Below are 6,646 nucleotides of genomic sequence, written 5' to 3' on the forward strand. Positions count from 1 at the left end.
AAGACCCTGACCCTGCAGGAGAACCGCGCCAAGGCCGTGGTCGCCGGGGAGAAGGCCGCCCGCACACCCAGGTTCGTCAAGACCAGCAACGGGGCCCGAACCCTGGACAAGGCATCACTGGCCAGAGCCCGGCGGCTCGAAGGGCGTCGGTGTGGCCCTGGACGTCGTAGGGGACGGACCGGAAGTCGGCGAGCCCACAGCCAGATGCCGTGGACGCGGATCAGGGCGCTGGCGCGCAGGGCTGCACCCGAGGTGCGCCACGTGCTGGGCCAGCTGTTGTGCCGGCCGCGCGTCGACTGGACGCGCTGACCGGTGACGCTTGCGCTGAACGGTTGGCCGTCAGCGGTGTGCAGGGTGACGGCGATGTCGAGCCGATCGCTCGGGACCGGAACGGCCAGCTCGTAGTGGCCGTCGACGCCGTGGAACGGCGAGACATACATCGCCTTGTCGGTCCGGGCTCGTCCCTGCTCGTCGGGGTGGACGAGGTAAGCGTGCCGGTCGCCGTAGGTGTTGTGCACCTCGACCACCGTGGCCGCCTGCGCGCCCGTGGCGTCGAAGCACCAGAAGACGGAGATCGGGTTGAAGCAGTAGCCGAGCGAGCGCGGGTTGGCGGCCATCAGGATCCGGCCGCCGGCCACGTCGACATCGTGCTGGGACAAGAACGCGTCGAGGTTGGCGCGGATCGTGGACGTGGGCTCACCCAGGTGGTCGCGTGCCTCGAAGCTGGCGAGCGGGCCGCGGTCGGGCAGGGCATCGAGGTCGACCAGCCACAGGTGCGAGCGGTGCTCGAAGGCGCGCTTGAAGGGGGTGCGCCGGGTGTGGCGGATCGTGGTCCGGAACAGGCCGGGCTCGACCTGCCGGGCGGTGGAGGTCTGCGCGCTCGGCCAGACGAGGCCGAGCCTGGTCGCCGCGGCCAGGCCGGAGCGCGCGCCGTCCTCGTGGAAGCCCCACCCGTGGTAGGCGCCGGCGAAGGCGACCCGGTCGGAGTCGATCGAGGGCAGGCGCCGCTGGGCAGCCACGGACTCGGGGGTGTAGAGCGGGTGCTCGTACTCCATCCGGTCGATCACGGTGGTCGGGTCGACCAGGTGCTCGCCGCCGAGGGTGACGAGGTAGTGGGTCTGGGTGGCGAGCCGCTGCAGCCGGGTGAGGTCGTAGGTGACGGTGACCTGGCCGGTGGGGGTGGCAGGGCGCTGGAAGTTCCAGCTCGACCGGGCGTTGCGTGCCGCCGGCAGGAGCGACGTGTCGGTGTGCAGCAGGGCCGTGTTGGCCGAGTAGGGCAGCGCGCCCAGCACCTCGGTCTGGGCGGCCGTCGGCGACTCCAGCATCGTCAGGGCCTGCGCGGGGTGCGTGGCCACGACGATCGCGTCGAAGGTGTGGACCTGGCCGTTGCCGTCGGTGACCTCCACGCGGTCGGTGAACTCGCTGACCGAAGTGATCTTGGTGCCGGTGCGGATCGTCTGGAGATGGCTGGCCACGGCTGCGACGTACGTCCCCGAACCGCCGGTGACGGTGCGCCACTCGGGGGAGCCGAAGATGCCGAGCATGCCGTGGTGCTCGAGGAAGGTGAAGAGGTAGCGCGCGGGGTAGTCCAGCGAGGTCTCCGGGTCGCACGACCACACGGCCGCCACCATCGGCTCCATGAAGTGGCGCACGAAGTGGTCGGAGAACCCGCCGTCCGCGAGGAACTCTCGCAGGGTCTCCTCACTGGCGTCCGTGTCGGCGAGCAGAGTGCGGGCGCGCCGGTGGAAGCGGGGGATCTCGGCCAGCATCCGCCAGTGGGTCGCGGACGTCAGGGCGGCCCTGGTCGGGAAGAGACCGCGGACGCCCAGGGCGCCGGCGTACTCCACCCCGGAGCGCTGGTCGGACACCGACAGCGACATCTCGGACGGCTGCGTGGCGATGTCGAGCTCGGCGAAGAGGCGCAGCAGGGTCGGGTAGGTGCGCCGGTTGTGCACGATGAACCCGGTGTCGATGCGCAGCTCGCCGTCGGGCGAGGCGACGACATGGGTGTCCGCGTGACCGCCGAGGCGGTCGTCGGCCTCGAACAGCGTCACGTGCGCGGTGCGCGAGGCGACGTACGCGGCGGTGAGTCCAGCGACACCGGAGCCGACGACTCCGATGCGACGGGGCGAGGTGCTCATGTCGCTTGGGAGAAGTCGAAGAGGGCGACCGGCGGGAGATTGGGGCTCTCGGAGCCACCGGCGGGCTCGACCGTCACGCCGGCCGCGCTGGCGGTCGCCGCGTCACCGTCGAGGACGATCTCCTGGTCTCCGCCCTGCATCAGCCCGGCGGAGATCATCTCGCCCCGCTGCTGGAGCCAGAGCTGGTAGGTCCGACCGCTCGGCGCGGGCGTCATGTCCTCGGTGCGGATGACAGCCTTGTGCAGTGACTTGGACCGGGTGACGGTGGCTCGCCCGTCCTTGCCGAGATCGATGCTGACCGACTGGGCGTCGGGTGCGCGGAGCACCTGCTCGGCCGCGGTCAGCGAAGGGGTCTCCGACGGTGTCCACGGCTGCCAGACAGCGGCAGCCAGGCCGAGGACGGCGACGATGGACGCGGCGACCAGAAGGGGAAACCAGGCAGCTCGCCGGTGCGGCGCCACGATCGGCGGCAGCGGACGGACCTGGGTGATCCCGGTGAGCACCGCGGCGCGCAGCGAGGGCGGTGCGGGGACGGCGACGGACTCGGCCAGCATCGCGGTGGTCTCCCGCAGGCTGGCCACCTCGGTCCGGCAGTCCTCACACTCGGTCAGGTGTCGTTCGAAGGCCGCTCGTTCGAGGTCATCGACCGCGTCGAGGGCGTAGGCGCCCGAGAGCTTGTGAATGTCGCTCATGACCCAACTCCCATCGCATCGCGCAGCCGAATGAGTCCATCCCGGATGCGTGTCTTGGCGGTGCCGACCGGAACGTCGAGCATTGTCGCCACTTGTGTATGTGTGTAGCCACCGAAGAAGGCCAGCTCCACGGCTTCGCGTTGAACCTCGGTGAGCCCGGCAACCGCGCTGCGCACCCGCTGAGCTTCCAGCGATGCGTGTGCGGCCTCGAGCGTCGAGTCGTGCTCCACCGGTTGGCTCTCGCGGTGGTAGGTCGCATCGCGCGCCGTGGCGGCCTCGGCCGAGCGGACCCGGTCGACTGCCTTGCGGTGCACGATGGTGAGGAGCCAGCCGATGGCGCTCCCGCGAGCGGGTTCGAAACGACTGCTGGTGCGCCACGCGTCGAGGTAGGCCTCCTGGACGACCTCTTCTGCGTGCGCGGGGTTGCGGACCACCCTGAGCGCCAGGCCGTAGGCCCGGGCCGAGGTGGCGTCGTACAGCTCGGCAAAGGCACCCTCGTCGCCGAGGCTTGACCTCTGCATCAAGGTAGCGAGCCGGGCAGCGGCGTCGCCCCCTGACGGGGTGCCCCCCGTAGAGGGCACCCCGTCCGGTACTGACTTCAAGTGGTCCACGTCAGTGATCCTTGCTGATGTGCCGGAGATCCGACAGTTACATCTGGGGCATCATGACGGTGTCGACGACGTACACCGTCGCGTTCGCGGTCTTGATGTTGCCGCAGATGATGTTGGCCTTCTCCTCGGAGTCGGCGGTGAACATGTCACCCGAACCCTCGACGGTCAGCTCGTCCTTGTTCAGCGTCTGGAACTTGCCGGCCAGGTTGTCCTGGGTCAGCGTCTCCGGCACGACGTGGTGCGTGAGGATCGCGGTCAGCGTCGCCTTGTCCTTGAGGACGGCCTTCAGCGTCTTCGCCGGGATCTTGGCGAAGGCGTCGTCGGTCGGCGCGAAGACGGTGATGCCCTCGGCGGAGTTGAGGGTGTCGACGAGGCCGGCCTTGGTGACGGCGGCGACCAGGGTCTTCAGGAGCGGGTTGCCCGAGGCGGCGGTGGCGACCGGCTCGGTGGCCATGCCGTTGAAGGAGCCCGGGTCGGTCGGGTCGGTCGGGATGGCCGCGCAGCCCTCGCCGAACGTCTCGGCACCGGCGTCGTCAGCTGCGGGCGCTGACGACTCCTCGGTCATGGGCGTCTCGGAGGCCGAGGAGGTCTCGCTGGCGGAGGCGTCGGAGCCACTGGTGGCGCCGTCGTCGCTGCCACAGGCGGCCAGACCGAAGGACATGGTCAGCGCCAGGGCGGCCAGACCGGAGTTGCGAGCAATGCGGTTCATGGGATTGAGCCTTTCGTGAGGGGCTCCGGGGCCGGTGGCCCCGGGAGTCTTTCCGGAGTGTGTTCGGTGCCTCCGGGGAGGCGGATTGGTGCAGATGTGAAAAGAATCAGCCGACGTTGACGGCGATCTCCTGGATGCCGCTCGAGCCCTCGGGGAAGGGGCTCATCCGAGCGGCGGTCTGCACGTCGCCGGCCTTGTTGGTGGCGCGGCTGGCCACGAAGTGCTGGCCGGGCTTGGCGTCCCACTCGAGATACCACTGGCGCCAGTAGTCGTTGCCGGCGTCCGGGCCCATCGTGGCGGGCTGCCAGGGGCCGCCGTCGATGCGCACCTCGACTCCTGCGATGCCCACGCCCTGGGCCCAGGCGACGCCGCCGATGAACGTGCGGCCCGCGTCGGTGTCCGACAAGGGCTTGGGGGTGTCGATGCGGCTGGAGATCTTGATCGGGGCGTCCGTCGCCCAGTCGCGCTCGGTCCAGTAGGCCTGCTGGTCGTCGTACGTCGTGAGGGTGATCTTGGTGATCCACTTCGTCGCGCTGACGAAGCCGTAGAGGCCGGGCACGACCATCCGCACGGGGAAGCCGTGCTCGCGCGGCAGCGGGCCGCCGTTCATGCCGAAGACGATCATCGCGTCGCGGCCGTCGGTGGCGACGTCGAACGGCGTCGAGATCGTCATGCCGTCGACGTCGGTGGACAGGATCTGGTCGGCTCGGGTGTTGTCGATGCCGGCGAGCGCGAGGACGTCGGTCAGGCGGACGCCGAGCCACAGCGCGCTGCCGAGATAGGAGCCGCCCACGTCGTTGGAGACGCAGGTCAAGGTGATGTCACGCTCGATGACGTCGAGCTCGTAGAGGTCGGCCAGCGTGAGCGTGACCTCCCTGTCGACGTCGCCGTCGATGGTCAGCGACCACGAGTCGGCGTCCACGATCGGCAGCGAGAGACGGGTGTCGACGCGGTAGAAGTCCGCGGTCGGCGTACGGAACGGGGAGATCCCGGCGACCTCCTCCTCCAGCCCGCTCGGCAGCGGCTTGGCGGTGCCGGTGGCAGCGGGCAGCTCGATGTCGGTGCCCTTGAGGCGGTACGCCGCAATGAACCGTCCGGCGCTGCCGAAGGCCGCAGCCGCGACGGCGAGGCCGCCGGCGGCCAGCAGCACGCCGCGGCGGCTCGGGCCTGCCGCACCCTGGTGCGAGCCGGTCTCCTCGAGCCGGTGCAGCCACCACAGGGCGACGACACCGACCAGGGCGGCGACCAGGCTCGGCAGCAGGTCGAGGGGGCCGGCGGAGGGGCGGATCATCGCCAGCACGCCGGCGACGCCGGCCAGGGCGACGATCATCAGCAGGCCGGCGGTGAGCCGGCGGGCGGCGACGATCCCGGCGATGCCGGCGAGGATGAGCACGCCGAGCATCACCGAGCCGATGAGGATCGGCTTGTCGGCGGTCCCGAAGTTCTTGATGGCCCACTCCTTGACCGGCGTGGGCGTCAGGTCGATCACCGTCGATCCGACGGCGAGGACGGGCGAGGCAGCCGGAACGGTCAGGGCCGCAACGAGGTGAGCGGCCGCGACACCGGCGAGGGTGGCGAGGACGCCGTTCAGGGCGTGGAGCAGTCGTGTGAGCACAGAGGGTGTTCGGTGCCGGCCCGGTGTTGGATTGCTTCTTGTAACACGCTGTTGAGTGCTCTTCCACGCCGTTGCAACGGCGTGGAAGAGCACCGGACAGCGTGTTACATGGGCCGGCGACCGGACACGGCAGGATGGGGCCATGACCGAACTCGTCCACTACGCCGTCACTGACGCTGTCGCCACCGTCACCCTCGACTCGCCGCACAACCGCAACGCACTGTCGAGGCAGCTGGTCACCGAGCTGTTCGGGCACTTGCAGGCGGCGGCCGCCGACGACGCGGTGAAGGTCGTGCTGATCGCCTCGACCGGGCGGGTCTTCTGCTCGGGCGCCGACCTCTCCGAGGCCACCGCCGACGGGATGGAGGAGGGGGCGAAGAGGATCGTGGACCTGCAGCGCCTGATCGTGTCGATGGACAAGCCGGTCGTGGTCCGGGCGTACGGCGCAGTCCGCGCGGGCGGCATCGGGATCGTCGCCGCCGCCGACATTGCCGTGGCCGCAGAGTCCGCGACGTTCGCGCTGACCGAGGTGAAGCTCGGCCTGGCCGCGGCGATCATCAGCCTGACCGTGCACCACCGGATGAATCCACGCGCCGCCGCGCTGACCACGCTCGGCGGTGAGGTCTTCGGCGGGACCGACGCTGCGGCGTACGGACTGGTGACGATGGCCGTGCCGGACGACGAGATCGACTCGCGCGTCGCCGAGGTGTGCCGGTCGCTGGCCACCGGCGCCCCGCAGGGGCTGAGGGAGTCGAAGCGGATCCTCAACGCCGACCTGCTCGCGCGCATCGACGCCCGGGGTGCCGAGCTGGCGACTCTCAGCGCCCGCCTCTTCGCCTCCGACGAGGCCCGCGAGGCGATGACGGCGTTCCTCAGCC

At 70.3% G+C, this 6,646-nt stretch carries 5 protein-coding genes and 1 pseudogene; 1 reads left to right on the forward strand and 5 read right to left on the reverse strand.

Translation table 11 applies throughout. From position 1 onward, the window contains the following. Nucleotides 1-230 precede the first annotated feature (230 nt). The 5 genes and pseudogenes from RMO85_RS15175 to RMO85_RS15195 all read right to left on the reverse strand — a co-directional run. Nucleotides 231-2,141, reverse strand: a pseudogene (locus tag RMO85_RS15175) (FAD-dependent oxidoreductase); the annotation flags it as partial. Then, nucleotides 2,138-2,833 (reverse strand): anti-sigma factor, encoded by a 696-nt coding sequence (locus RMO85_RS15180; protein WP_310529562.1) that lies wholly within the window; start codon nucleotides 2,831-2,833, stop codon nucleotides 2,138-2,140. The gene RMO85_RS15180 and the pseudogene RMO85_RS15175, both read right to left, overlap by 4 nt. Continuing rightward, on the reverse strand, nucleotides 2,830-3,444 hold the full coding sequence (gene sigK, locus RMO85_RS15185; protein ID WP_310529563.1) for an ECF RNA polymerase sigma factor SigK: 615 nt from the start codon (nucleotides 3,442-3,444) through the stop codon (nucleotides 2,830-2,832). Before sigK ends, RMO85_RS15180 begins: the two co-directional genes overlap by 4 nt. A gap of 37 nt (nucleotides 3,445-3,481) precedes the next feature. After that, nucleotides 3,482-4,153 (reverse strand): fasciclin domain-containing protein, encoded by a 672-nt coding sequence (locus tag RMO85_RS15190; protein ID WP_310529564.1) that lies wholly within the window; start codon nucleotides 4,151-4,153, stop codon nucleotides 3,482-3,484. A 106-nt stretch (nucleotides 4,154-4,259) separates the two neighbouring features. Continuing rightward, nucleotides 4,260-5,768 (reverse strand): molybdopterin-dependent oxidoreductase, encoded by a 1,509-nt coding sequence (locus tag RMO85_RS15195; RefSeq protein ID WP_310529565.1) that lies wholly within the window; start codon nucleotides 5,766-5,768, stop codon nucleotides 4,260-4,262. A 142-nt stretch (nucleotides 5,769-5,910) separates the two neighbouring features. On the opposite strand from RMO85_RS15195, the gene RMO85_RS15200 reads away from it, so the two are divergent. Further along, on the forward strand, nucleotides 5,911-6,646 hold a 736-nt coding region (locus RMO85_RS15200), incomplete at its 3' end, for an enoyl-CoA hydratase-related protein (RefSeq protein ID WP_310529566.1).

Origin of the sequence: Nocardioides sp., from assembly GCF_031422975.1 — a bacterium.
Lineage (GTDB): Bacteria > Actinomycetota > Actinomycetes > Propionibacteriales > Nocardioidaceae > Nocardioides.